Raw genomic sequence first — 25,092 nt, 5'->3', positions numbered from 1 at the left:
GGGAGGCTCGCCGATTGTGCACGTCGCGCGCCCGCGATCAAGCCGTCAGGGCGTCGGCCCGCCCGGATGGTCCATCGCCGCCGGGGCGATCGCCGACACCGCCTGCTCGACGCGGATCAGCATGTCGCGAAGCTGCGTCCGCTCGGCCTCGGAAAAACCCGCAAACAGCGCCCGCTCCATCTCCAGCGCCTTGGGCGCGACGACGGCGTAGAGTTCGCGTCCCGAATCGGTCAGGTTGAGCACGCGCGAGCGCTGGTCCCCCGGATTGGGCACCCGCTCTACCAGCCCCCGCTCGGCAAGGGCGATCGCGGCGCGGCTGACCGTCACCTTGTCCATCTGCGTACGCACGCCGAGCGCCTGCTGCGTCATGCCCTTTCCTTCGGCCAATACGCAGACAAGTCGCCACTCGGGGACGCGCAGGCCGAACAGCGACTGATAGACGGTGGCGATGGCGCTCGACACGGTGTTCGAAGCGAGCGACAGTCGATAGGGCAGAAATGCGTCGAGATTGAGCACGGTCACTTGGCGTCTTCCCCCCGGATTCGCGCGAGTCGGTCAGCCTGCATAGCGCCAGACAAGTGTATTTGTCGAACCATACACCGATTGAGGCGGCGCGATCCGTCTTGCCAATCGCGGCTGGCGAACCCATTGCCCTGCGAACCATGCCAATGTCGCCCCCCCCAGACCTTGCCAGCCTGTCGCTGGCGGACATCGCCCGCCTCGCCGAAGCCGACAAGCTGCCGCCCGTCGACAAGTGGAATCCGGAGCATTGCGGCGACAGCGAGATGCGGATCGCCCGCGACGGCAGCTGGACCCACCAGGGCAGCCCGATCGGGCGACAGGAGATGGTCCGTCTGTTCTCGACCATTCTGCGCCGAGAGCCCGACGGCAACTATGTCCTCGTCACACCCGTCGAGAAGCTCGATATCGAGGTGGAAGACGCGCCCTTCGTCGCCGTCGAGATGAAGGCGGAAGGGTCGGGCGAGGCGATGCGCATCGCCTTTCGCCTCAACACCGGCGACCTCGTCACCGCCGGACCCAACCATCCGCTCCGCTTCACCGAGGGGCCTGATGGACCGCGCCCCTACCTGCTGGTGCGCGGCGGGCTGGAGGCGCTGGTCGCGCGCGCGGTCTACTATGAGCTGGTCGAGCTCGCGCTGGCAAACGGCGGCCAGGAGCCCGGCGTCTGGAGCGATGGCGCGTTCTTCGCGGTCGGTGCCGGCGACGGCGCGGTCGCGGCGTGACGCTTGCCGAGCGGCTGGCGGCGGCGCTGGCCCGCGCGCCCGCCGACGGCGAGCCGCCAATCCCCGGCGACCCGATCCTCGAACACGCCGGCGACCCGATGCCTGCCGCGGTGCTGATCGCGATCACCGACCGGCCCGAGCCCGGCGTCCTTCTCACCCGACGCACCGACAGCCTCTCACGCCATGCCGGCCAGGTCGCTTTTCCCGGCGGCCGGATCGACACCGGCGATGCCGACGCGGTGGCGGCGGCCCTGCGCGAGGCAGAGGAGGAAATCGCCCTGCCCCGCCAGGCGGCCGAGATTGTCGGCCTGGCCGATTCCTATCGCACGATCACCGGATTTCAGGTGATGCCCGTACTGGCGGTCGTTCCCGCCGATCTGCCACTGCGCCCCCAGCCGGGGGAGGTTGCGGCGATCTTCGAGCCGCCGCTCGCCTTTCTTCTCGACCCGGCCAGCCGCGAGTGGCGAGACATGCCGTGGCGGGGGACGACGCGGCGGGTGATGGAAATCAACTGGGAGGGGCACCGAATCTGGGGTGCGACCGCAGCGATGCTCGTCAACCTCTCGCGCCGGCTGTCCTCATGGCAGCATTGAGTCCCGACCAGACGCCCTGGGCGGCGCGCGAGGGCTTCGACGCGCTGGTTGCGGCGCTCGGCGAAGCGGACATGCGCGTGGTCGGCGGCGCCGTGCGCGACACGCTGCTCGGGCTGCCCGTCGCCGATCTGGACGTCGCGACGCGGCATCGGCCCGAGGAAGTGGTTCGACGGCTGAAGGCGGCGGATATCCGCGCCGTTCCCACCGGCATCGCGCACGGCACCGTCACCGCGGTCCTGCCGGGCGGCCCGGTCGAGGTGACGACGCTGCGCCGCGACGTCGCCACCGATGGCCGCCATGCGACGGTGGCCTTCAGCGACGATTGGCGCGAGGACGCAGCCCGCCGCGACTTCACGATCAACGCGCTCTATGCCGATCCGGTGAGCGGCGAGCTGTACGACCATTTCGGCGGCCTCGACGACCTGGCCGCGGGCCGGGTACGCTTCATCGGCAACCCGCTGGCGCGAATCGCCGAGGATCATCTGCGCATCCTGCGCTTCTTCCGCTTCCTCGCGCGCTTCGGCGACACGCCCGATGCCGAGGGTCTTGCCGCGTGCACGGCGCGCGCGCGCGACCTGATGGCGCTCTCGCGCGAACGGATCGCCGACGAGTTGCTGAAGCTGCTGGTGGCGCGCGGCGCGGTGCAGGTGGTCGCGCTCATGATCGAGCGCGCAATCCTGGCGCCCGTGCTGCCCGAGATTACCGTCGAGGGGGCCGATCGACTCGCCGCCTTGGCCGAGGCGGAAGGCCAGACGGAGACGCCGCCACACGCGATCCGCCGCCTTGCCGCGCTGATCCCCAGCGATCCGGCAGTCGCGCGCGACATCGGCGCGCGGCTCCGGCTCTCGAACGTGCAGCGCAAGCGCCTCGAAAGCGCGGTGCTTCCGGTCGCGGAGGACGCGCATGCCCTCGCCTATCGCATCGGCCATGACGAGGCGGTCGATCGCCTGCTGCTGGCGGGGCGACCGGTCGATGCGCTTGCCGGCTGGACGCCGCCGCGCTTTCCGCTGACGGGCGGTGCGCTGATCGCACAAGGCCTGAGCAAGGGACCGGTCGTCGCCGCGACGCTCAAGGCGATCGAGGATCGCTGGGTCGCCGAGGGCTTTCCCGGCGAAATGCGGCTGGAGGCGCTGACCGCCGAGGCGATCGATCAGGCGTTGAGCGAGGACAATAACCGCAGCGCCTGATCGGCGGGCAGCGGCTGGGCGTAGAGATAGCCCTGGCCGTAGCCGCAACCGAGAGCGGCGAGCGTCTGGGCAAGCTCGGGCGTCTCGATTCCCTCGGCCGTGGTCTGCATACCCAGCGCCTGGGCGAGGCCCAGGATCGCGCGCACGATCGCCACCTTGTCGCGGTCGGCGAGCATGCCCGAGACGAAGCTGCGGTCGATCTTGAGCACGTCGATCGGCAACCTCTGGAGATAGGCCAGGTTCGAATAACCCGTGCCGAAATCGTCCATCGCCAGCGTCGTGCCCAGGTCCTTCAGCGCGCGTATCGTCTGCGACACGCCATCGGGGTCGGCGACGATCGCGCTCTCTGTCAGCTCCAGCGTCAGTCGCCGACCATCGAGACCGTGGCGGACCAGCGCCTGCTCAACCACGCCGGCGACGGTATCGCGCTGCAACTGGATGGCCGACAGATTTACCGCGACATTGACGCCGCAATTGCCGCCATGCGCCGCGTCCCAGCGTGCCAGCGTCCGCGCCGCTTCGTCGATCGCCCAGCGGCCGAGCGGCACGATCAGCCCCGCCTCCTCGGCAACCGGAATGAAGTCCGAAGGCGGGATATTCTGCCCCCGCTCGTCGGTCCAGCGTGCCAACGCCTCGAACGACGTGATCCGGCCGGTCGCGAGATCACAGATGGGCTGGAGATAGAGGTCGAGCCCGCCGGCGTCGATCGCGCGGCGCAGTTCGGTCTCGATCCCAAATTGACGGCGCGCGGCATCGAAAGCGCGGGTCTGGTAGATTTCGGTGCGACCCGATTTCTTCGACCGCTTCACCGCAAACTGGGCGTGGCGGACGAGTTCCTCGGCGTCGTGCTTCTCGTCGTCGGTCAGCGCGATGCCGATCGAGCAATCGACGCGGATCTCGAAGTCCGACAACCGAAACGGCGAGGCGAGCGAGTCGCCGATCCGACGTGCGAGTTGCAGCACCTCGTTCGGCCCGTCGTCGATCGTCATCAGGATCGCGAACTCGTCGCCGCCGGTCCGCGCGATCAGGTCGCGAGAACGCAGCGCGCCCTTGAGCCGCCGCGCGACCGAGATCAGCAGTTCGTCACCCGCCAGCCCGCCCATGCAGGCATTGACCCGGCTGAACCGGTCGAGATTGACCGCCAGCACGGCATAGGTCCCGCGTGAGCGCTCGGCGATCGCCGCCTCGAGCTGGTCGGTGAAGCCCGCGCGATTGGCCAGCCCGGTGAGGCTGTCGGTCATCATCTCGCGGCGAAGGCTGTGCTCGGTGCGGAACTGGCCGGTATGGTCGAGCAGCGTGACGAGGCAGCGATGGTCCGACCCATCGACCGGTGGGCGCGAGAGGCGCACCTGGAAATAGCGGCAATCAACGCAATCGCCGAACTGCCACTCGAACTCCTCGCCGCGGGCGGGGCCGGCTAGAAAGGCGATGATCCGCGCGCCGAGCAGGCGGACGAGCGGCGACTGATGCGCGACGACGCCGAGGCCCGCGTCGCGAAAGCTGCTGTTGACCGCCTCGAACGCAAGTTCCCCCTGGCCTAGCGTCAGGATCGCGGCGGGGATGGGCAGCATCTCAAGCAGCAGCGCACTCGCCTGCGGACCATGCGCATGCGGGTCGACGACACCCAGCCAGCGGCCGAGCGCATCGGAAACGGTCAGGGCTTCGACCGGGTACATCGTGACCTGCGTTAGGGCCGATATGTTAAGACCAGTTGAACTCTGATGCCCGCCGAAAAGCGGGCATGGACTCAATCGAAGCGGTTGTTCCGGGGGAAGCCCGTCGGCGGCGTCCGTCCCGCCGCTCCGCGCGCGGCCCGCCACGGCGACATGTCCGCCTCGGTCCGGGTCCGCCCCGCCTCGCCACCCATCGCCCAGGAGAGACCGTCGGCGAAGCGGAAGGTGCGGGCATCGGCCAGCCCGCCTTCACGGAAACGCTGAAGCTGAACGCCTTGCCCGCGCGCCATCTCGGCGACCTCGCTCAAGGGAAAGACGCAGAGCTTGCGATTGTCACCCGAGGCGGCGACGTAGTCGTCGCCCGGTCCGACACGGCGGACGACCTTCAGCTTTGCGCCAGCGCGCGGGCTGACCACCTGCTTCCCCTTGCGCGTCTCGGCGAGCACATCGCCCTCGCGTACGACGAAGCCCCGCCCGTCGCTCGCCGCCACCAGCAGCTTCGCGTCCGCCCCGCCGCTCCGCGCGACCGACACGATCGCGCCGCCGCCGTCGAGGTCGATCATCAGGCTCAGCGGTTCGCCGAAGCCGCGGCCGCCGGGCAGCTTGTCGGCGCCCAATGTGTAGAAGCGCCCGCTCTCGGTCGCGACGATCAGCTTGTCGGTGGTCTGAGCGTGGAAGGCGAAGCGCGCGCCGTCGCCCTCGCGGAACTTCATCGCCTCGGTCGAAGCGAGGTCGACATGCCCCTTCATCGCGCGGATCCAGCCTCGCTGCGAGACGATCACCGTCACCGGCTCGCGCTCGATCATCGCCTCAAGGGGGATGTCGCGCGCGGGCGCCGCTTCCTCGATCGTCGTGCGGCGCGCGCCGAGCGCCGTCTCGCGGCCATAACGCTCGCCGATCTTCCGGAGGTCGCGCTTCAGCCGCGTACGCTGCTTGGCCTCGCTCGCCAGCAACGCGGTCAGCTCGGCCTGCTCCTTGTCGAGCGTGTCGCGCTCCCGCCGAAGCTCCATCTCCTCCAGCCGGCGCAGCGAGCGGAGGCGCATGTTGAGGATGGCCTCGGCCTGGCGGTCGGTCAGGCCGAACTCGGCCATCATGACGGGCTTGGGCTCGTCCTCAGTCCGGATGATCTCGATCACCCGGTCGAGGTTGAGGAAGGCGATGATGTAGCCGTCGAGCAGCTCGATCCGGTCGGCGATCTTGTCGAGCCGATGCTGCGAGCGGCGGCGGAGCACGACGAACTGGTGGTCGACCCATGCCGACAGCGCCTCGCGCAGGCTCATCACGCGCGGGGTCCGCTGATGATCGAGGACGTTGAGGTTGAGCGGCACGCGCGTTTCGAGATCGGTCAGGCGGAAAAGCCCGTCCATCAGCGTCGCCGGATCGACGGTGCGCGCGCGCGGTTCGAGGACGATGCGGATTTCGGCATCCGATTCGTCGCGCACATCGGCGAGGATCGGGAACTTCTTGTCGTTGATGAGCGCGGCGATCGCCTCGATCAGCTTGCCCTTCTGGACGCCGTAGGGGATTTCGGTGACGACCGCCTGCCACCCCCCGCCCTTCTCGCGCTCGATCGTGTAGCGCGCCCGCACGCGGAAGCCACCGCGGCCAGTGGCATAGCTTTCGGCGATCGCGGCGGGGCTGTCGACGACGATCCCGCCCGTTGGAAAGTCTGGCCCGGTGACGTGTTCGAGGATCGCGGCATCGTCGGCATCGGGCCGGTCGATCAGCATCACCGCCGCGTCGATCAGCTCGGCGGCGTTGTGCGGCGGGATGCTCGTCGCCATGCCGACGGCGATGCCGCTGGCGCCATTGGCGAGCAGGTTGGGGAACAGCCCCGGAAACAGCTCGGGCTCCTGCTCCTCGCCATTATAGGTCGGGCGATAATCGACCGCGTCCTCGTCAAGGCCCGCCATCAGGTCGATCGCGACCTGCGTCAGCCGCGCTTCGGTATAGCGATAGGCGGCGGCGTTATCGCCGTCGATATTGCCGAAGTTGCCCTGCCCGTCGACCAGCGGATAGCGCAGCGCAAAGGTCTGCGCGAGGCGGACCATCGCGTCGTAGACCGACTGATCGCCGTGCGGATGATATTTGCCGATCACGTCGCCCACGACGCGCGCGCACTTCTTGTAGCCGCTCGCTGGATCGAGCTTGAGCAGCCGCATCGCCCAGAGCAGGCGGCGATGCACCGGCTTCAACCCGTCGCGCACGTCGGGCAGCGACCGCGCGGTGATCGTCGACATCGCATAGACGAGATAGCGCTCGGACAGGGCACTGTCGAAGGGCGCGTCCAGGATGCCGATGGGCGGGTTGTCGAGCGGATCGTCGAGGTCGGTGGCCATTGGGCTGCGTGCCTAGCAAACGGGTGGGAGCGACGCCAGCGAGGCGCGCGAGGCAGCGATCTCCGTCAATAGCCAATCGCGAAAGCGCGCGATCTTTGGCACGCGCCGCCGCTCGGTGGGACAGACGAGGCAGTAGCGCTCGCCCGCAGTGGCGGTGATGGGGGACAACCGCACCATCCGCCCGTCACCCAGCTCCTCCTGCCACAGCATCGGCGTCAACAGCGCGACGCCCTGCCCCGCCTTGACCGCACTTCCCTCCAGCGCCTGCGAATCGAGGCGCACGCCGCCGCGCTGCGGCAACTGGGGCAGTGCGGCAATCCCGGCGGCGCGGCACCACGGCTCCCACCAGGGATCATAGGGGCTGATCGCTCCCGCCGCCGCCATCGCCGCGGCATCCATGCCGCGGTGGCGCTCGCGAAAGGCGGGTGTCGCCATCGGCGTGAAATCGACCTCGAACAGGAAATCCGCCGACAGCCCAGCCCATTCCCCCGGGCCGACCCGCAACGCGCAGTCGACCTCCTCCGTCGCAAAATCGACGAGGCGGTTGGTGGTGTCGAGCCGCACGGCAAGCTCGGGGTGCAGCAGCTGGAAGCCGCCCAGCCGCGCGGCCAGCCAGCAGCTGGCGAAGGTGGGCGTCGCGGAGATCGTCAGCACGCTCTCGTCCTCGGCGCGCAGGCCCGCAAAGCCCGCATCGATCATGTCGAACCCCGCCGACACCTTGGCCAGTGCGCGCCGGCCCGCTTCGGTGAGGACGACGCGCCGCCGCTCGCGCCGGAACAGCGCGACGCCCAGCCGCTCTTCGAGCAGTCGCACCTGATAGCTCACCGCCGCTTGCGTCATGCCGAGCTCGCGCGCGGCAGCGGTGAAATGCTCGAGGCGCCCGGCCGCCTCGAAGGCGCGGACGGCGGACAGGGGCGGCAGGTGGCGCATGGCCAATCATAAGCCCTGCTTGTTGATCGGGCGCAAGGCTTGATTGGCGCCGCCGCCCGCAATCCGGCACTCGATTGGCAGGAGAAAGCCGATGCGAGACGATTTTCTGAGGCGCGAGTGGGTCGATCATCGCGACCGTTTGAGCGAGGATCTTCACAAACTGGCCTTGCAAATCGGCTCTTCGCTGAGCGCCACCGCGCGTCTGCGTCCCCGCCGCCGCGACACCGTGCGGGGGTGACGCCGCGCTGCCCCCGCGTTACCAGCCGAGGATGGAGAGTCTAACCCAGGTGGAGCGCGCGGCGGTCGAGCATGTCGCCGCGGCGCCGATGCGCGAACAGGTCGAGGCGTGGTGCGCGATCAATTCGGGCACGCGCAACCTGGCCGGCGTGGCGGCAATGGGTGGGGTGCTCGCCGAGGCCTTCGCGGCGCTGCCCGGCGAAATCGCGATGATCGAGCCCGCGCCGGTCAAGGCGGTCGAGCCCGATGGCCGCGTGGTGGCGATCGATCACGGCCGGCACCTGCACCTGACCGTCCGCCCCGACGCGCCGGTGCAGATGCTGTTCACCGGCCACATGGACACCGTCTATCCCGCCGATCATCCGTTTCAGTCGCTGACCGTTCGCGACGACGGCGCGATCAACGCGCCGGGCGCGGCGGACATGAAGGGCGGCCTCGCGCTCATGCTCGCCGCGCTCAGGGCGGTCGAGGCGAGCCCGCTCGCCTCCAGGATCGGCTATGAAGTCGTCATCAACTCCGACGAGGAGACGGGCAGCTTCGCCTCTGCCGCGTTGCTGGCGCAGGCGGCACGCGGCAAGGTCGCGGCGCTCACCTACGAACCCGCCCTCGCCGATGGGACGCTGGCGGGGCCGCGTGGGGGGACGGGCAATTTCGCGCTCGTCGTCACGGGCATGAGCGCTCACGCCGGCCGCAACCCGCACGAGGGGCGCAATGCCATCGTCGCCTCCGCCGACCTTGCGCTCCGCCTTGCCAAGGCGGGCCGCGAGGGGCTGAGCGTCAACCCGGCGCGGATCGATGGCGGCGGGCCGAACAACGTCGTCCCCGACCATGCCGTCCTCCGCGTCAATTTCCGCCCGCGCGATGCTGCCGCGATCGAAGCGGCGCAGGCCGCGCTGGACCTCGCCATCGCCGAAGTCGCAGCGGCGCATGACGTTCGCATCGACCTTCACGGCAGCTTCAATCGCCCGCCCAAGCCGCTCGATCCCGGCGCCGCGCGGCTGTTCGACCTGGTGAAGGACGTGGGCGCCGACCTCGGCGTGCCCATCGCCTGGCAGTTTTCCGGCGGGGTCTGCGACGGCAACAACATTGCCGCCTGCGGCGTGCCCGTCGTCGATACGATGGGCGCCCGCGGCGGCGCGATCCATTCGCCAGAGGAGTTCCTCATTCCCGAAAGCCTGCCCGAGCGCGCCGCCCTGTCGGCGCTGACGATCCTGCGCATCGCCGAGCGGGGCCGCCCATGACCTTCCGCATCCGCGCCGCTCGCGACGAGGATCTCCAGCCGCTCTACGAAATGGCGAAACTCACCGGCGGCGGCTTCACCAACCTGCCCCCCGACAAGCCGGCGCTTCGCGCCAAGCTCGAGCGCAGCCATGAGGCGTTTGCGCGGACAGAGGATAGCCTGCGTGACGACCTCTATGTCCTCGTCCTCGAAAATGCCGACACGGGCGAGGTGCGTGGCACCTGCCAGATCTTCACGCAGGTCGGCCAGCGCTGGCCCTTCTACAGCTATCGCATCGGCACCATTACCAAGCGAAGCGAGGAGCTCGCCCGCACCTTTCGATCCGAGATCCTCAACCTCGTCAACGATCTGGAGGGCGCAAGCGAGGTGGGCGGGCTGTTCCTCCACCCCGGCGAGCGGGCGGGCGGGCTCGGCATGCTGCTCGCGCGCAGCCGCTACCTGTTCATCGCCGCGCACCGCGCGCGGTTCGCCGACCGCATCCTCGCGGAACTCCGCGGCGTGATCGACGAGGCGGGCGGCTCGCCCTTCTGGGACGGGGTGGCGGGCCGCTTCTTCGGCATGAATTTCCAGGCCGCGGACGAGTTCAACGCGACCCACGGCAACCAGTTCATCGCCGACCTGATGCCCAAGCACCCCATCTACATCGCGATGCTATCCGAAACCGCGCGCGCGGCCATCGGCCTGCCTCATCCCAGCGGCCGCGCGGCGATGCGGATGCTCGAGGGCGAAGGGTTCAGCCATGACGGCTATGTCGACATCTTCGACGGGGGTCCCACGATGACCGCACGCACCGACGCGGTGAAGAGCATCCGCGAGGCGACTGCCGCCTCCGTCACGGCGCTGGCCGAAGGCGGCGAGGCGCGGCTGGTCGCGACCGGCCGCCTCGCCGAGTTCCGCTGCGCCTTCGGTCGGGTGGGGACGAGCGAGGGCGGCGTGACGCTCGACCCCGCCTGTGCCGGGCTGCTTGGCGTCGAGCCGGGCGCGACCGTCCTGCATGTGGAGCGCTGACATGCCGCTCATGGAAATCAACTTCGACGGCCTGATCGGCCCCAGCCACAATTATGCGGGCCTCAGCCCCGGCAACCTCGCCGCCACGCGCAACGCGGGCGCGGTGTCCGAACCGCGGGCGGCGGCGCTGCAGGGCATCGCCAAGATGCGCGCCAACCTCCGACTCGGCCTCACTCAGGGCATCCTGCTGCCGCATGCGCGGCCCGACCATCGCTGGCTGGCGAGCCTCTCGACGGATTACGCAGGCGCCGCGCCGCATCTGTGCGCACAGGCTCTGTCGGCGTCGGCGATGTGGGCCGCCAATGCCGCCACCGTCTCGCCCGCGCCCGACACGGCGGATGGCCGGTGCCACCTGTCGGTCGCCAATCTCGTGACGATGCCGCATCGCAGCCACGAATGGCCGGGCACGCTTGCGCAGCTGCGCCTTGCCTTCGCGAACGACGCCTTCGCCATCCACGGCCCCGTCCCCGCACCCTTCGGCGACGAGGGCGCGGCCAACCACATGCGCCTCTGCCCGCGCCACGGCGAGCCCGGCGTCGAGGTCTTCGTCTACGGCGTCTCGGGCGGCCCCTTCCCCGCGCGCCAGCACCGCGAGGCGAGCGCGGCGGTCGCCCGCGCCCACGGCCTCGATCCGCAACGCACGCTGTTCGTCCAGCAGTCGGAGGAGGCGATCGCGGCCGGTGCCTTCCACAACGACGTCGTCGCCGTCGCGAACGAGCGCGTGCTGTTCGCGCATGAGCAGGCCTTCGCCGACAAGGTGGGCTTCTACGCCGACCTTACCCGCCTGATGCCTGAGGTCGAGATCGTCGAGGTACCCGCCGACCGCGTCAGCCTTGAAGACGCGATCGGCTCCTACCTGTTCAACGCGCAGCTGGTGACGCCGCCCGACGGTCAGCCGACGCTGATCGTCCCGACCGAGGCGCGCGACAATGAAGCGGTCTGGGGCTGGCTCCAGGACCATCTCGCCGGCAACGGTGCGATCCGACGGGTCGAGGTGGTCGACGTCCGACAGTCGATGGCCAATGGCGGCGGTCCCGCCTGTCTGCGGCTGCGCGTCGTCGCGGACCCGGCGACGATCGATCCGCGATTCCTTGTCGATGAGGGCAGGCTCGACCGCCTCGCCGCGCTGATCGAGGCGCACTGGCCCGAGACGATCGGCGCCGACGACATCGCCGACCCGGCCCTGATCGCGCGGATCGAGGGCGCACGGCGGGCGCTGCTGGAGGCGCTCGATCTTGTCGAGTTACTTGACAGTTAACCCTGTTCGGTGATGCCGGAATGGCGGTTTTCCGGCGCTGGTATGCGTTTTGCGTAGCGCTTTGCCATGTGGTCCCGCGTATCCCGCCTGTTCGTCATCAAGACCAAGTTCGAGGCGTTCGTCGTGATCTACGGCCTCGGCACCGGGGCGGTGGAGCGCGGCTTGCACTACCTCCACGATTATCCGGGTGTCGGCGGCAAGCTCCTGTTCGCCGTCTGCCCGCTCGCGGTGTTCATGGCGGGCGCGAGGATTCTCGATTCGGTCGAGCGCAGCTACGGGGATTGAACAACATTGCCGTCGATGCCGGAAACGGTCCGGCTCACGGCTCATCGTCGATGCTGATCTTCGCCGAGGTGCCGAGGACATCCCGCGTCGCGTGGACTCGGCCGCGGCGGGAGGCGCCTGGCTCGCGGCTCAGGCGAAAGCGTAGGGACCGCCCATTGCCAATGCCGCCTGATAAGCGGTGCGCGCATGGATGCGATCGAGCCATGCGATCGTCGCCGGCCGACCCCCATCCAACCCGCCGCGGCTCCGCGCCGCCTCCAGCGGGAAGCTCATCATCACATCGGCGGCAGTGAACTGGTCGCCGGCGAACCAGTCGCGGCTCTTGAGCTCTGCCTCGACAAAGTCGAGATGGACGTCGATCATCGGCTGGATGCGCTTCATCGCCACCTTGCCGAGCAGCGGCACCTTGCTCAGCACCAGGTTCACGAGCAGCGGCGGCATCACCGACCCCTCGGCATAATGAAGGAAAAAGCGGTAGCGCAGCACGTCCTCGCGCCGCGCCGGCGGCCCGAGCCGGCCGTCGGCCTTCTCGACCAGATATTCGATGATCGCCCCCGTCTCCGCCACGACGACGCGGTCGCCGCCCGCCGGTGCCACGTCCTCGATCACCGGCGACTTGCCGAGCGGGTGGATGCGCTTGAGTTCGGGCGGCGCGAGCATCGTCACCTTGTTCCGCTCGTAGCGCTTCACCTCATAGGACACCCTCAGTTCCTCGAGCAGCCACAGCACCCGCTGCGATCGCGAGTTTTCGAGATGGTGGACGATGATCGTCATTGCGGCTCCTCGGAATTGCGCGCGGTCCAGATCCAGGCGGCGGCGGGAAAGACGACGCGGCCCTCAAAACGCCTCGCCGCGCAAAGCGCTGCCAGCCGTTCGATCAGGTCGCGTTTTGCGCCATGCGGCGAATCGGCGATGGTGCGCGCGACCGGGCCGATGCGGCGGAGCAGCGCCACAGCCTCACCCACCGCATCGGGACCGTCGCCTGCGACATATTCGTAGTCGACGGGCCCCGCACGCACGTCACCCCATCCCGCGGCAGTCAGGAGGCGCTCGACCTCGTCGCGACGCGCAAAGGCGAACGGCCCCGGCCCGCCCGCCTGCCCGTCGGCGGCGCCCGCCTCGATTCCCAGCGCGGCCGCCGGCTCGGTCGCCCAGCCGTTCAGCGCGCGCTCGCGAAAGCAGCTGAACACGATGCGGCCGCCGGGCATCGTTACCCGGCGCAGAGCCAGGAAAGCCGCGACCGGATCGTCGAAAAACATGACGCCGTGCCGCGAGACGAGCCGGTCGTAGCGCACATCGTCCGACAGCGCCGCCGCGTCCGCGACCCGAAAATCGGCGCGCCCCTCGGCTCGCGAACGCGCCGCATCGACCAGCGCCGCGGACAGGTCGACGCCCGTCACCTCAACATCCGGCCGGGCGGCCGCGATGGCCAAAGATGTCGCCCCGGCCCCGCAGCCGATGTCGAGCACGCGCGCGCCCTCGCCCAGTGCCGACAGCGCCGCCGTCAGCAGGGTCGGATCGAGCGCGACGAAGCTGCGATCGGTCCGCCGCCATTCAGCGGCCCATGCATCGCCGACGCGCGTCCGCCAGTCAGCGCCGCTGGTCATGCGGGGGAACGCGCGATATCCATGGCTGCGGCTCTAGGCGGCTCGGCTCGCCGCGGCAACGGCGGCGCGCGCTTGCTTTTTTGGGCTACTCGCGTTAGGCGCGCGACCGTCCGACGAGTGCATGCTCGGCGGCGGAGCGGCCTTGCGGCATGTCCGACCGGCCCCGTTCGCAAGTCATTGCGCGATCGAGCCCCCTTCGCCTGTCCGTTTTTGCGTTCGCGCGGATGCCGTGTCGGCATGCGGCCGCCGCGGCATTCTGGCCCAAAGACCGCCGGACCCAACCGGCTGGCCGGAAAACGTCAATATCGAGGAATCACTCCAACCCATGGCTACCAACCCCACCCGCGACGATTTCGCCGCGATGCTCGACGACATGTTCGGCGGCGCCGACAGCTTTGAGGGCCGTGTCGTTCACGGCACCGTGACTGCGATCGAGAACGACCTTGCCGTCATCGACGTCGGCCTGAAGTCGGAAGGCCGCGTGCCGCTGCGCGAGTTCGCCGCGCCTGGCCAGAAGGCCGACCTCAAGGTCGGTGACGAGGTCGAGGTCTATGTCGACCGCGTCGAGAACGCCAATGGCGAAGCGATGCTGTCGCGCGACCGCGCCCGCCGCGAAGCCGCCTGGGACAAGCTCGAGCTCGAGTTCAGCCAGGGCAACCGCGTCGAGGGCGTGATCTTCGGCCGCGTCAAGGGCGGCTTCACCGTCGACCTGTCGGGCGCCGTTGCGTTCCTGCCGGGTTCGCAGGTCGATATCCGTCCGGTCCGCGACGTGACCCCGCTGATGGACCTGCCCCAGCCCTTCCAGATCCTGAAGATGGACCGCAAGCGCGGCAACATCGTCGTGTCGCGCCGCGCCGTCCTTGAGGAAACGCGCGCCGAGCAGCGTTCGGGCCTGATCCAGAGCCTGGCCGAGGGCCAGATCATCGACGGCGTCGTCAAGAACATCACCGATTACGGTGCGTTCGTGGACCTCGGCGGCATCGACGGCCTGCTCCACGTCACCGACCTCAGCTACAAGCGCGTCGGTCATCCGTCGGAGATGCTGAACATCGGCGACACGGTGAAGGTGCAGATCATCCGCATCAACCGCGACACGCAGCGCATCAGCCTCGGCATGAAGCAGCTCGAGAGCGATCCGTGGGATGGCGCCGGTGCCAAGTACCCGGTCGGCGCGAAGCTGTCGGGCCGCGTCACGAACATCACCGAATACGGCGCGTTCGTCGAGCTCGAGCCGGGCATCGAGGGCCTCGTCCACGTCAGCGAGATGTCGTGGACCAAGAAGAACGTCCACCCGGGCAAGATCGTCTCGACTTCGCAGGAAGTCGAAGTCGTCGTGCTCGAGGTCGACGAGGACAAGCGTCGCATCTCGCTCGGCCTCAAGCAGGCCCAGCAGAACCCGTGGGAGCGCTTCGCAGAGGCGCATCCGGTCGGCACCGAGGTCGAGGGCGAAGTCAAGAACGCCACCGAGTTCGGCCTTTTCATCGGCCTGGACGGCGACGTCGATGGCATGGTCCACATGTCGGACATCGCCTGGGGCATCTCGGGCGAGGACGCGCTGGCGCTGCATCGCAAGGGTGAGGTCGTCAAGGCGATCGTCCTGGCGGTCGAGGCCGACAAGGAGCGCATCAGCCTTGGCATGAAGCAGCTCGAGCGCGGCGCCCCCGTCGCAGGCGGCGCGGCCGCCACCGGCGGCGCGGGCCGTGTTGGCAAGAACGAGATCGTCACGGTGACAGTGCTCGAAGTCCGCGATGCGGGCCTCGAGGTCCAGACCGGCGACGACGGCGCCACCGGCTTCATCAAGCGCACCGACCTTGGCCGCGACCGCGACGAGCAGCGTCCGGAGCGCTTCCAGGTCGGCCAGAAGTTCGACGCGATGGTGACCGGCTTCGACCGTTCGAAGAAGCCGACCTTCTCGATCAAGGCGATGCAAATCGCCGAAGAGAAGCAGGCCGTCGCGCAGTACGGCTCGTCGGACTCGGGTGCGTCGCTCGGCGACATCCTAGGCGAGGCGCTGAAGGCGCGCGGCGACAAGGGCTGATCCATACGAGGTTTGGGGCGGCGGGCGATGTTTTGCCCGCCGCCTCACCCCAATGGATCATCGATTTGGACGATAAGGGCAAGCATTCCGATTGATGGAGATTAGTCGGTTGCGCTAAGGTACCGCCACGGTGGAGACATTCCGATCCGACGGAGGATCGATCCACAGGGGCTTGATTTCGCATGATACGTTCGGAACTGGTGCAGCTTCTCGTCCGCGACAATCCCGACCTCGCGGTTCGTGATGTCGAGCGTATCGTCAACATCTTCTTCGACCAGATTACCAAGCGCCTTTCCGAAGATGGCCGCGTCGAGCTTCGCGGCTTCGGCGCCTTTTCGACCCGTGCGCGCGATGCCCGCACCGGCCGCAATCCCCGCACCGGCGAGGTCGTGCCCGTCGATGCCAAGCGCGTCCCCTATTTCAAGCCCGGCAAGGAAATGCGCCAGCGCCTGAACATGGCCGAGTAGCTTGCCTTGCGCCGCGCGCGCCTTATGGCGGGCGGGCGGCATGCGGGCGTGGCGGAATCGGTAGACGCAACGGACTTGACGCAAGGATTGAGTGCGCGCCGGGAAACCGGCGACGTAGAACCGCTCAAATTCGGGGAACCCTGTCAGATGGCGATCCCGAGCCAAGCCCCCGGCCCCCGCGCCGGCGGGAAGGTGTAGAGACTAGACGGGCGGCGCCTAACCCTCCTTCGCGGGGCATGGCGAAGGGATAGTCCAGACCCCAAACGCTCCGGCCCAACGCGGCCCGGGCGGCGGCGAAAGCCGTGGCGGGTACGAAAATCCGGTGGGCCGAACGGCCCGTGGGGGTTCGAGTCCCCCCGCCCGCACCATTGTGGATGCAAAGCCTTTAATTCGCCAGCTGTGCCGTCGCCGCGGGACGGTGGCGCCTCTATGCAGCGGGAACGCGACACGGCATGTTTGTCGGATGTCGATCCGCCGCCTCCCCGCGATACTCTTGGTTCTAACTGCGATCGGTCCGGCAACGGTGAGTGCGGCCGAGGATGCCACGATCACGCTCCTCAAGCCGTATGAAGTCGCGACGATCTCCGGCGCGAGCCTGAGCGCCCTCCGGTTCGCCGCGTTGGCGCGCTTGAATCCTGTCAAACCATCGATTGCGGGCGTAGACGCTCAAACGTTGAGTCTGTTCGGCCGTGAAGACATAATCGCTGGCGCAAGCCGAGACTATCTTCCGAACGCGTGTGGTCAGTTGCCGGGCGGCGACCAACCCGAAAGCGAAATCCTGCGACGCGCTCGGGCAACCTCGATCGTCATCATCAACGAGAGCCACGAGCGTTCTGAACATCGCGGTTTCACCATGCGACTGCTGCCGGGACTGCGTGAAGCCGGATACACGGTTCTGGCGATGGAAGCCCTTGCCAATCCCGCGCCGGACCAACCGGCCTCCTTCCAACCATCATTCGTGCGCGACCCGGGATTGTCGTATCTGGAAGATGGAGACGGCTTTTATCTCGGCGAGGCAGGCTTCGGCCGTCTTGGACGCGCCGCGAGAGCATTGGGTTACACGTTCCTTCCATATGAAGAACGCGATCCCTCTGACGTGAACCTTTCGGTGGCGGAACAGATCGCGCGAAGAGAAGAAGCACAGGCCAACTCGCTCGCCGGATGGCTCCGCGCGAACCCCGGTCGGAAACTCATCGTCCATGTGGGATATCGCCACGCGACAGAGGTGCCACGTCTGGACAGCGGGCGATGGATGGCGGCCAGGCTAAAGGCGAAGACCGGCATCGACCCCCTCACCGTCTCACAGACGACCTGCCGCGGTGGTGGTCGACAGGCGCGCTTGGCCGAACTCCCCGCCAGCGAGCCGCAGGGCGCTTTCGATCTCGTCGTCGATCATCCGAAGGCCCGCTTCGTTCGCGGCAGGCCGGCGTGGCGGTTTTCGGCGGGCGACCGCCCCGTCACTATCCCGGCAAATCTGCGACCCAGGCAAGGCTGGCGCGTTGTCGAGGCACGGCCGGAGGGACAAAACACGGCCTCGATCCCAATCGATCGGGTGGCGATACGCCCGGGCGAAGACATCGCCCTGATGCTGCCGCCGGGCCGCTATCGCCTGCGGGTCATCGATCTGCACAAAGACCGCCGCTGACCCATCAACAACCTGCCAGCTTAATCGACGAAGGCCATGTTGACCGTGAGAGTCGTCTCATCCCAGTGCGGCACCGCCTGTGGCGTGAGCGGCACGAGGAAGCGGCGGCCGTCGGGGCGCTCGATTTCGACCACGTCGCTCGCGCCGTAGTTCTCGACCGCGACGGTCAACCCCAACGCATCGCCCGCTTCGCTTCGCGCGGCCAGGCCGATCAGGTCGACATGATAATATTCGCCCTCGCCGAGCGGCGGCAGGCTTGATCGCGGCACGGTCAGCGCGGTGCCGCGCAACGCCTCGGCCGCGGTACGGTCGGTCACGCCGGCAAAGCGGCCGATGCCGTTTCGAAAACTTTCCAGCTTGAGCGCGCCGCCGTTGAAGGCGCGGTGCGCGGCGAAGCCGTCGGCGAAGATCTTCAGCCGCACCTCGCCGCGCACACCGTGCGCGCCGGTCACGACCGCCAGCGTGACCTGCCGATCGGCAAGGGTCGGGCGGTCAGTCGGGGTCGGCGGGCAAGTCGCGCTCGCTGTGTCCGGGGGACTGGACGCCGCCGCCGGGGGTGTCGTCCGATCCCTCGGCGGGCTCGGTGGTCGAGACCCCCGCGGGGTTGGTGCCGGTTTCGCCGGGTTCGTCACGCTCGCCGGTTTCCGGGTCGGTGGGGGGCGGATTGCTCGCCATCATGCGCTCCTGTGCCTGTGGAGCGACATGAACGCATGACGGCGCGCAAGTGCCTCAGGCCTCGGCGTTTTCTTCGGCGGGCGCCTCGGCTGGCGCATTCGCCGCCTCGGCTGCGGCCTCTTCGCGCGCCTTCAACTTCTCGGCCCGCTCCTCGGCGCGCTCGGTCGCCTTCTCGCCGGGCTTGGCCTTGTTGGGGTTGTTGCGCGCGGCGCGCTCACGCACGCCGGCGGCGTCGAGGAAGCGAGCGACGCGGTCGGTCGGCTGCGCGCCGACGCTCAGCCAGTGCTTGGCGCGATCGGTGTCGAGCTTGACGCGCTCGGCCGAATCCTTGGCGAGGAGCGGGTTGTAAGTGCCGATCTTCTCGATGAACTTGCCGTCGCGCGGGCTGCGGGCGTCGGCGACGACGATCCGGTAATAAGGGCGCTTCTTCGAGCCGCCACGCGACAGACGCATGCTGATTGCCATTTAAGTCCTACCTTCTCTCTTCATTCGTCATCCCAGCCGAGGCTGGGATCGGTCGGTTAATGTTCCACTCATGGCCAGCGACCCCAGCCTGCGCCGGGGTGACGGGCCTTACTTCTTCTTCAACAGGTTCTCGAAGCCGGGCGGCAGCTTGGGCGCGTCGCCCCCGCCACCGAGGCCGGGGAGCCCCCCGCCCGCCTTCGACATGAAATCGCCCATCGCCGGGCCGCCCAGCGCGTTGCCGATGCCGCCCATGCCGCCGCCGGGACCGCCCTTGCCGAGCATCGCGGCGAGCCCCTTGATGCCGCCCATCTTCTTGATGCGCTTCATCGCGGTCGCCATTTCCTGATGCATCTTCAGGAGCTTGTTGACGTCCTGCACGGTCGTGCCCGACCCCTTGGCCACGCGGATCTTGCGCTTGGCGTTGAGGAGTTCGGGCCGGGCGCGCTCCTTCACGGTCATCGACCCGATCATCGCGTCCATGCGCAGGAGGATGCGGTCGTCCATGTTCGACGCGGCCATCGCCGCCTGCGCCTTCTTCATGCCGGGGATCATACCGGCCAGCGCGCCGAGCCCGCCCATCCGCCGCATCTGCGCCAGCTGGCTGCGCAGGTCGTTCATGTCGAACTGACCCTTGGCAAGGCGCGAGGCCATCTTCTCGGCATCGTCGGCCTGGATCGCCTCCGCCGCGCGCTCGACAAGCGAAACGACGTCGCCCATGCCGAGGATGCGGCCGGCGACGCGGGAGGGATGGAAGGGCTCGATCGCATCGAGCTTTTCGCCGACGCCGGCGAACTTGATCGGCTTGCCGGTGACCGCCCGCATCGACAGGGCGGCGCCGCCGCGCGCATCGCCGTCCATCCGCGTCAGCACCACACCGGTCAGCGGCACCTGCTGGCTGAAGTTGGTGGCGACGTTGACCGCGTCCTGGCCGGTCAGCGAGTCGACGACGAGCAGGATCTCGTTGGGCTTCGCGATGTCGGCGACCGCCTTCATCTCGTCCATCAGCGCCTGATCGACGTGGAGGCGGCCCGCGGTGTCGAGCATCACCACGTCGAAGCCCTGGAGCTTCGCCGACTGGAGCGCGCGGCGGGCGATGTCGACGGGCTGCTGACCCTGGACGATCGGCAGCGTCGCGACCTCGGCCTGGGTGCCGAGCACCGCCAGCTGCTCCTGTGCGGCCGGGCGATTGACGTCGAGCGACGCCATCAGCACCTTCTTGCCGCGCTTCTTGACGAGGCGCGACAGCTTGGCGGTCGTCGTCGTCTTGCCCGAGCCCTGCAGGCCGACCATCATCACGACCGCAGGCGGCGTCACGTCGATATCCAGGTCGGCGCTGTCCGACCCCAGCATCTCGACAAGGGCGTCATTGACGATCTTGACGACCTGCTGCCCCGGCGTGACCGAGCGCAGCACGTTCTGGCCGACCGCCGCCTCGGTCACCTTGTCGACAAAGGCGCGGGCCACGGGCAGCGCGACGTCGGCCTCGAGCAGGGCGATCCGCACCTCGCGCATCGCGCCGCGCACATCGGCTTCGGTCAGTGCGCCGCGGCCGCGCAGGCGGTCGAAGACGCCGCCAAGCCGATCGCTGAGACTGTCGAACATGCGCTTTCAAACTCCGTTGCCCGTCGCCGCCGGGCGCGTAACGCAAAATGCGCCGGCGGACGAAACCTCGTCGGCCGGCGTACCCCTTGGGGTGCTCGCGTCACGCTCCCAATGGAACGTCAGCAGCGGCGCATAGCCGAAGATACGGAGCCGCGCAACGCCGCGCGGGCGATTAACCGCTTCTTGACCGCCAGTATGGCAGTCGAGGTCCGATGGGGAGCGATCGAAGCGCCATGAGGACGAGCGACGCCGAAGGCCACGACGCCCGGCGGCTGACGGGCGTGATCAGCATCGCGGCGATCCTGCTGTTCGTCGGCATCGGCTCGACCGTCATGACCCAGTTGCTCGGCCAGTTCCTCGGCACGAGCGAGGCGGCGGACGAGACGCTCGTCATCGCCCTCATCCTCAACACCGCGCTGATCCTGATCGGCTGGCGACGTCATGCGACGCTGGCGGGCCAGATCCGCAGCCATGCCGAGGCGGAGGCGCGCGCACGCGTGCTCGCCGCGCGCGATCCGCTGACCGGATTCCACAATCGCCGCAGTCTGGCGGACGAGGGCGCGGCGATGATCATCGATGCCGAGCGGCGCGGCAAGGCGGTGGCGCTGCTGATGCTCGACCTCGACCATTTCAAGAGCGTCAACGACATGCACGGCCATGCGACGGGCGACGCCCTGCTGCACGTCGTCGCGCAGGAGGTGATGGCGATCACCCCCACCAGCGCACTACATGCGCGCCTCGGCGGCGACGAGTTCGCGATCGCCATGGTGTTCGACCCAAGCGCGCCTGACGTGGTCGAGCGCGTCGCCGACCGGCTGGTCGCCCGCCTCGCCCAGCCCTTCGATGCGGAGGGGCAGAAGGTGCATATCAGCTGTTCGGCGGGTCTCGCCCGCTCGGACTTCGGCGCCCGCTCGATCGAGGCGCTGATGCGCGCGGGCGACATTGCGATGTACGCGGCCAAGAAATCGGGCCGCAACCGCTTCGCCTGGTTCGACGAGTCGATGGAACGCGAACTCAAGGCGCGCAACGATCTTGAGCAGGGGCTGCGCGTCGCCATCCCCAACGGCCAGATCGTCCCTTATTTCGAGCAGCAGATCGACCTCGCCACCAGCCGGTTGACGGGGTTCGAGGTCCTGGCGCGCTGGGAGCATCCCGTCCGCGGGCTGATCGGCCCCGACCGCTTTATCCCGATCGCCGAGGACACCGGCATGATCGCCGAGCTGTCGCTGTCGATCATGCGACAGGCGTTCGCGGCGGCGCGTGACTGGGATCCGGGCCTGACGCTGTCGGTCAACATCTCGCCCTCACAGCTGCGCGATGCGTGGCTGGCGCAGAAAATCATCAAGACGCTGACCGAAACGGGCTTCCCCGCCAGCCGGCTCGAGATCGAGATCACCGAAAGCGCGCTGTTCGACAATCTGGCGCTCGCCCAGTCGATCGCGGGTAGCCTGAAAAACCAGGGCGTCCGCCTGGCGCTCGACGATTTCGGAACCGGCTATTCGAGCCTTGCGCACCTGCGCGCGCTGCCGTTCGACCGCATCAAGATCGACAAGTCCTTCGTCACCTCGATCAACGAGGCACCCGACTCGGCCGCGATCGTCACCGCGATTATCCGGCTGGGCGAGAGCCTCAACCTGCCCGTCACCGCCGAGGGGGTGGAGGACGGCGCGATCGCCGCGCGGCTCGCCGCAATGGGCTGCGCCAAGGCGCAGGGCTGGCATTACGGAAAGCCCCTATCGCCAATCGGGGTGCGCACGCTGCTGGCCGAGCGGCACCTGATCGTCGGCGCCGCGCCCGCGCCGAGCAACGTCGAGCCGATCACCAGCCGGCGTCGGGCCGGCTGAGATAGGCGCGTTCGGCCGGTGTGCTTTCCCGCCCCAACGCTGCGTTGCGCGAGGGGAAGCGGCCATAAGCCCCGATCACCTCCCGATGCGCTTTTGCGAACTCGATCGACTCGGCATTTCCCAGCGCCTCGAACAGGCGAACGCTTTCGGCCTGCGCACCCGCATCCTCGGCGTGCATGAACGGCATGTAGAGGAACTTCGCCCGGTCGGGCGGTAGTTGCGCGTCATAACCCTTCGCAACCCCTTGCCTCGCGAGCGTGAGCGCCAGCGGATCGGTGGCGAACGCCTCGGCCGACCCGCGATGCATGTTGCGGCCGAACTGGTCGATAAGGATGATCGCGGCGAGCAGGCTGTCGGCATCGTCCTGCCACCCCGCCGCTCCCGTCGCGACGACAGCCTCGCGAAGCGCGCCGAACCGGTGGGCGATTTCGGCATCGAGCGCCTCGTCCTTCTCGAAATGCTGCTCGGGCACGCACTCGGTGAACCAGAAATCGAGAATGGTGGCCGCGTCCCGGTGCATCGTTCGTCCCCCGCGATGGACTTCGCGGCCCATCGCTCCTAAGTGCCCGCCATGTTCGCCGCCAAGCGCCCGGGCTGACATGGCCGAGATCGTCACGCTTGGCTGCCGCCTCAACCTCTCCGAAAGCGAAACGATCCGGTCGTTGCTGGGCGACCGTCCGGTCGCGGTGGTCAACTCCTGCGCGGTCACGGGCGAGGCGGTGCGCCGTTCGCGCCGCGCCGTCCGCCGCCTTGCCCGTGCAAACCCCGACGCCGAGCTCGTCGTCACCGGCTGTGCGGCGACGATCGATCCGGCGGGCTTCGCCGCCATCCCCGGCGTGTCGCGCATCGTCGCCAACCCGCTAAAGCTGGCGCCCGAGGCGTGGGGCTCGGACGCGCCTGCCACCCTGCCCCCGTCGCCGCATGCCCGCGCGCTGGTCGAGGTGCAGAATGGCTGCGACCACGCCTGCACTTTCTGCATCATCCCAGCCGGCCGCGGCCCCAGCCGCTCGCTGCCCGCGGGCGCCGTGATCGAGCGGATCGCGGCGCGCGTCGAGGCGGGTCACCAGGAGGTCGTGCTGACCGGCGTCGACCTGACCAGTTACGGCGCCGACCTGCCCGGCATCCCGACGCTCGGCCGCCTCGTCGAGCGCATCCTCCGCCTCGTCCCCGACCTCCGGCGCCTCCGTCTCTCCTCGATCGACCCGGCCGAGGTCGACGACCGCCTCTTCGCGCTCCTCGCGCATGAGCCGCGGGTGATGCCGCACCTCCATCTGTCGATGCAGGCAGGCGACGACCTGATCCTCAAGCGGATGAAGCGCCGCCATAATCGGGAGCAGGCCGTGCGGCTGGTCGAACGCCTGACCGCGCTTCGACCCGAGATCGCCGTCGGCGCGGACCTGATCGCCGGCTTCCCGACCGAGAGCGAGACGGCGTTCGAGAACAGCCGCGCGCTGATCGAGGCGTGCCGCATCGTCCACGCCCACATCTTCCCCTTTTCGCCGCGTGAGGGCACGCCCGCCGCGCGGATGCCGCAGGTTGATCCGGTCTTGGTGCGCGAGCGCGCGGCGCGGCTGCGCGACACCGCCGACCGCGTGCGCCGCGCGTGGCTGGCGGCCCTTGTCGGCACGACGCAATCGGTGCTGATCGAGCGCCCCGGCGACATCGGCCACGCCGAAAACTTCGCCGAGGTGCGCTTCGCGGCGCCCCTTGAGCCCGGCACGCTTCGCACCGCGCGTATCGTCGCCGCGGCCGACGACCATCTGATCGGAGAACCCGAATGAACGGCCCCAGCTGGCACGAGAAACTGCTCGGCGGCTTTCGCAAGACCTCCGACCGGCTGATGGGCAACCTCGCCGGCCTGTCGCTCGCGCGGCTGGACGACGCGACGCTCGACGAGATCGAGGAAGCGCTGATCGCCTCCGACCTCGGCCCCGAAACCGCCGCGCGCGTGCGCCAGCGGCTGGCCGAGGGGCAGTACGAGCGCAACATGGAGGAACTGGGCATCCGCCTGGTCGTCGCCGAGGAGGTGGAGAAGGCGCTGACAAAGGTCGCCCGGCCGCTGGAGATCGAGGCGTTTCCCCGGCCGCAGGTGATCCTCGTCATCGGCGTCAACGGCTCGGGCAAGACGACGACGATCGCCAAGCTCGCCAAGACTTTGGTCGACCAGGACTATGGCGTCATGCTCGCGGCGGGCGACACCTTCCGCGCTGCCGCGATCGGCCAGCTGCGTACCTGGGCCGAGCGGATCGGCGTGCCGATCGTCTCGGGAGCCGAGGGCGGCGATGCGGCCGGCATCGTCTATGAGGCGGTGAAGCAGGCGACCGCGACCGGCATCGACGTGCTCATCGTCGACACCGCCGGGCGGCTCCAGAACAAGCGCGAGCTGATGGATGAGCTCGCCAAGATCCGCCGCGTGCTCGGCCGCCTCAACCCTGCCGCGCCGCATGACGTGGTGCTCGTGCTCGACGCGACGACGGGGCAGAACGCGCTCAGCCAGATCGAGGTGTTCAAGGAGGTCGCGGGCGTGACCGGCCTCGTCATGACCAAGCTCGACGGCACCGCGCGCGGCGGCGTGCTGGTCGCGGCGGCGGAGAAATACGGGCTGCCGATCCACGCCATCGGGGTTGGCGAAAAAGCGGACGACCTGCGGCCCTTCGACGCCAATGAGGTGTCGCGGATCATCGCCGGGGTGGAGGAATTGTTGTGAGCCGGACTACCCAACCCCATTCGTTCGGTTCGAGCGAAGTCGAGGGCC

At 68.7% G+C, this 25,092-nt stretch carries 25 protein-coding genes; 14 read left to right on the top strand and 11 right to left on the bottom strand.

Going from position 1 to position 25,092, the window contains the following annotated elements; all coding sequences use genetic code 11:
- Window positions 1–45: 45 nt before the first annotated feature.
- Window positions 46–522 carry a MarR family winged helix-turn-helix transcriptional regulator gene (locus tag COC42_RS14765; RefSeq protein WP_096344025.1) on the bottom strand — a complete coding sequence of 159 codons (477 nt, stop codon included), beginning with the start codon at window positions 520–522 and terminating at the stop codon, window positions 46–48.
- A gap of 140 nt (window positions 523–662) precedes the next feature.
- On the opposite strand from COC42_RS14765, the gene COC42_RS14760 reads away from it, so the two are divergent.
- The 3 genes from COC42_RS14760 to COC42_RS14750 are packed head-to-tail and all read left to right on the top strand — an operon-like array spanning window position 663 to window position 3,024.
- Window positions 663–1,244, top strand: a complete 582-nt coding sequence (locus tag COC42_RS14760) for a DUF1285 domain-containing protein (RefSeq protein WP_096344024.1) — start codon at window positions 663–665, stop codon at window positions 1,242–1,244.
- A complete protein-coding gene (locus tag COC42_RS14755; protein WP_096344023.1) occupies window positions 1,241–1,837 on the top strand; it encodes a CoA pyrophosphatase in 597 nt (198 codons plus the stop codon). Before COC42_RS14760 ends, COC42_RS14755 begins: the two co-directional genes overlap by 4 nt.
- Window positions 1,825–3,024: a CCA tRNA nucleotidyltransferase gene (locus COC42_RS14750; RefSeq protein WP_096344022.1), complete on the top strand. Its 1,200-nt coding sequence runs from the start codon at window positions 1,825–1,827 to the stop codon at window positions 3,022–3,024. Before COC42_RS14755 ends, COC42_RS14750 begins: the two co-directional genes overlap by 13 nt.
- On the opposite strand, the gene COC42_RS14745 is transcribed toward COC42_RS14750, so the two are convergent.
- From COC42_RS14745 to COC42_RS14735, 3 genes are all read right to left on the bottom strand, one after another.
- Entirely contained in the window at window positions 2,988–4,700 is a 1,713-nt protein-coding gene (locus COC42_RS14745; protein ID WP_096344021.1) for a putative bifunctional diguanylate cyclase/phosphodiesterase, read from the bottom strand. The genes COC42_RS14750 and COC42_RS14745 overlap by 37 nt on opposite strands.
- A gap of 71 nt (window positions 4,701–4,771) precedes the next feature.
- Window positions 4,772–7,036 carry a DNA topoisomerase IV subunit A gene (gene parC, locus COC42_RS14740; RefSeq protein WP_096344020.1) on the bottom strand — a complete coding sequence of 755 codons (2,265 nt, stop codon included), beginning with the start codon at window positions 7,034–7,036 and terminating at the stop codon, window positions 4,772–4,774.
- Between the two features lie 12 nt (window positions 7,037–7,048).
- Window positions 7,049–7,966: a LysR substrate-binding domain-containing protein gene (locus tag COC42_RS14735; protein ID WP_096344019.1), complete on the bottom strand. Its 918-nt coding sequence runs from the start codon at window positions 7,964–7,966 to the stop codon at window positions 7,049–7,051.
- Between the two features lie 91 nt (window positions 7,967–8,057).
- On the opposite strand from COC42_RS14735, the gene COC42_RS17755 reads away from it, so the two are divergent.
- The 5 genes from COC42_RS17755 to COC42_RS14715 all read left to right on the top strand — a co-directional run bounded on the left by COC42_RS17755 (window position 8,058) and on the right by COC42_RS14715 (window position 11,994).
- Window positions 8,058–8,204 carry a hypothetical protein gene (locus COC42_RS17755; RefSeq protein WP_176484700.1) on the top strand — a complete coding sequence of 49 codons (147 nt, stop codon included), beginning with the start codon at window positions 8,058–8,060 and terminating at the stop codon, window positions 8,202–8,204.
- 31 nt (window positions 8,205–8,235) lie between these two features.
- Window positions 8,236–9,444, top strand: coding sequence for a hydrolase (locus tag COC42_RS14730; RefSeq protein WP_096344018.1), 1,209 nt, complete (start codon window positions 8,236–8,238; stop codon window positions 9,442–9,444).
- Window positions 9,441–10,451 carry an arginine N-succinyltransferase gene (locus COC42_RS14725; protein ID WP_096344017.1) on the top strand — a complete coding sequence of 337 codons (1,011 nt, stop codon included), beginning with the start codon at window positions 9,441–9,443 and terminating at the stop codon, window positions 10,449–10,451. Before COC42_RS14730 ends, COC42_RS14725 begins: the two co-directional genes overlap by 4 nt.
- A 1-nt stretch (window position 10,452) precedes the next feature.
- Window positions 10,453–11,709: an N-succinylarginine dihydrolase gene (locus COC42_RS14720; RefSeq protein ID WP_096344243.1), complete on the top strand. Its 1,257-nt coding sequence runs from the start codon at window positions 10,453–10,455 to the stop codon at window positions 11,707–11,709.
- 66 nt (window positions 11,710–11,775) lie between these two features.
- Window positions 11,776–11,994, top strand: coding sequence for a hypothetical protein (locus tag COC42_RS14715; protein ID WP_096344016.1), 219 nt, complete (start codon window positions 11,776–11,778; stop codon window positions 11,992–11,994).
- A 129-nt stretch (window positions 11,995–12,123) separates the two neighbouring features.
- Here COC42_RS14715 and COC42_RS14710 read toward each other — a convergent pair whose 3' ends face one another.
- Both COC42_RS14710 and COC42_RS14705 read right to left on the bottom strand, forming a co-directional pair.
- Window positions 12,124–12,768, bottom strand: coding sequence for a glutathione S-transferase family protein (locus COC42_RS14710; RefSeq protein ID WP_096344015.1), 645 nt, complete (start codon window positions 12,766–12,768; stop codon window positions 12,124–12,126).
- Window positions 12,765–13,601, bottom strand: a complete 837-nt coding sequence (locus COC42_RS14705; RefSeq protein ID WP_096344014.1) for a class I SAM-dependent methyltransferase — start codon at window positions 13,599–13,601, stop codon at window positions 12,765–12,767. The genes COC42_RS14710 and COC42_RS14705 overlap by 4 nt, the downstream gene beginning before the upstream one ends.
- A 325-nt stretch (window positions 13,602–13,926) precedes the next feature.
- Here COC42_RS14705 and rpsA point away from each other — a divergent pair, with 325 nt between their 5' ends.
- From rpsA to COC42_RS14690, 3 genes are all read left to right on the top strand, one after another.
- Window positions 13,927–15,639: a 30S ribosomal protein S1 gene (gene rpsA / locus COC42_RS14700; protein ID WP_096344013.1), complete on the top strand. Its 1,713-nt coding sequence runs from the start codon at window positions 13,927–13,929 to the stop codon at window positions 15,637–15,639.
- Window positions 15,640–15,821: 182 nt separating this feature from the next.
- Entirely contained in the window at window positions 15,822–16,106 is a 285-nt protein-coding gene (locus tag COC42_RS14695) for an integration host factor subunit beta (protein ID WP_096344012.1), read from the top strand.
- A gap of 463 nt (window positions 16,107–16,569) precedes the next feature.
- The gene (locus tag COC42_RS14690; RefSeq protein WP_096344011.1) at window positions 16,570–17,751 is read left to right on the top strand and encodes a hypothetical protein; all 1,182 of its coding nucleotides are present in this window, start codon (window positions 16,570–16,572) and stop codon (window positions 17,749–17,751) included.
- A gap of 20 nt (window positions 17,752–17,771) precedes the next feature.
- On the opposite strand, the gene rimM is transcribed toward COC42_RS14690, so the two are convergent.
- The 4 genes from rimM to ffh form a co-directional block, all read right to left on the bottom strand.
- Window positions 17,772–18,212 carry a ribosome maturation factor RimM gene (rimM, locus tag COC42_RS14685; RefSeq protein ID WP_096344242.1) on the bottom strand — a complete coding sequence of 147 codons (441 nt, stop codon included), beginning with the start codon at window positions 18,210–18,212 and terminating at the stop codon, window positions 17,772–17,774.
- A gap of 31 nt (window positions 18,213–18,243) precedes the next feature.
- Window positions 18,244–18,426 carry a hypothetical protein gene (locus COC42_RS17750; RefSeq protein WP_176484630.1) on the bottom strand — a complete coding sequence of 61 codons (183 nt, stop codon included), beginning with the start codon at window positions 18,424–18,426 and terminating at the stop codon, window positions 18,244–18,246.
- 54 nt (window positions 18,427–18,480) lie between these two features.
- Window positions 18,481–18,891: a 30S ribosomal protein S16 gene (gene rpsP, locus COC42_RS14680; protein WP_176484699.1), complete on the bottom strand. Its 411-nt coding sequence runs from the start codon at window positions 18,889–18,891 to the stop codon at window positions 18,481–18,483.
- Window positions 18,892–18,999: 108 nt separating this feature from the next.
- The gene (ffh, locus tag COC42_RS14675) at window positions 19,000–20,493 is read right to left on the bottom strand and encodes a signal recognition particle protein (RefSeq protein WP_096344010.1); all 1,494 of its coding nucleotides are present in this window, start codon (window positions 20,491–20,493) and stop codon (window positions 19,000–19,002) included.
- A gap of 233 nt (window positions 20,494–20,726) precedes the next feature.
- Here ffh and COC42_RS14670 point away from each other — a divergent pair, with 233 nt between their 5' ends.
- Window positions 20,727–22,337 carry a putative bifunctional diguanylate cyclase/phosphodiesterase gene (locus COC42_RS14670; RefSeq protein ID WP_176484698.1) on the top strand — a complete coding sequence of 537 codons (1,611 nt, stop codon included), beginning with the start codon at window positions 20,727–20,729 and terminating at the stop codon, window positions 22,335–22,337.
- Here COC42_RS14670 and COC42_RS14665 read toward each other — a convergent pair.
- Window positions 22,312–22,857 (bottom strand): DUF924 family protein, encoded by a 546-nt coding sequence (locus COC42_RS14665; protein ID WP_096344008.1) that lies wholly within the window; start codon window positions 22,855–22,857, stop codon window positions 22,312–22,314. The two genes, COC42_RS14670 and COC42_RS14665, sit on opposite strands and share 26 nt — an antisense overlap.
- A gap of 79 nt (window positions 22,858–22,936) precedes the next feature.
- Between COC42_RS14665 and COC42_RS14660 the strand changes: the two genes are divergently transcribed.
- Both COC42_RS14660 and ftsY read left to right on the top strand, forming a co-directional pair.
- On the top strand, window positions 22,937–24,118 hold the full coding sequence (locus COC42_RS14660; protein WP_096344007.1) for a MiaB/RimO family radical SAM methylthiotransferase: 1,182 nt from the start codon (window positions 22,937–22,939) through the stop codon (window positions 24,116–24,118).
- Window positions 24,115–25,044, top strand: coding sequence for a signal recognition particle-docking protein FtsY (gene ftsY / locus COC42_RS14655; protein WP_096344006.1), 930 nt, complete (start codon window positions 24,115–24,117; stop codon window positions 25,042–25,044). The genes COC42_RS14660 and ftsY overlap by 4 nt, the downstream gene beginning before the upstream one ends.
- The last annotated feature ends 48 nt before the right edge of the window (window positions 25,045–25,092 follow it).

The organism is Sphingomonas spermidinifaciens, assembly GCF_002351485.1.
Taxonomy (GTDB): domain Bacteria; phylum Pseudomonadota; class Alphaproteobacteria; order Sphingomonadales; family Sphingomonadaceae; genus Sphingomonas; species Sphingomonas spermidinifaciens.
The sequence above is the reverse complement of the archived record's forward strand: the minus strand, read 5'-3'. Positions and strand labels throughout refer to the sequence as shown.